This is a genomic window from Streptomyces katrae, assembly GCF_000966975.1.
GTDB classification, from domain to species: domain Bacteria; phylum Actinomycetota; class Actinomycetes; order Streptomycetales; family Streptomycetaceae; genus Streptomyces; species Streptomyces katrae.
Window position 1 is genome coordinate 1 of the sequence record NZ_JZWV01001814.1, and the last position, 295, is coordinate 295.

The following is a 295-nucleotide window of genomic DNA, read 5'->3' on the forward strand; positions in this document are numbered from 1 at the left end:
GTCGAGAGTTGTGTCGGGCTGTTCAGACGGGTCTTCACTGCATCGTGTGGCTCGGTATATCTGCGCACTGCGCAGGTATACCGACCGTTCAGCGACCACGCCGACCTGCCCCACACCTGGTACCAGGCATCCGTCCGCTACAACTGGCGCAACGGAGAAAAACTCATCCCCACCACCTGGCCCGACACCAACCCCACCCCGTAACCGCCGCCACATACCGGGGATCACGGAACCTGCGCAGTACTCAACCAACCTGCACAGGCAAGCCCGGAGCCAAAACACCACACGTCAAACG

The 295-nt window shown here is 61.4% G+C and carries 1 pseudogene; it reads left to right on the top strand.

What is annotated here, in order from left to right:
- Positions 1–204, top strand: a pseudogene (locus VR44_RS48265) (hypothetical protein); the annotation flags it as partial.
- Between the last annotated feature and the right edge of the window lie 91 nt (positions 205–295).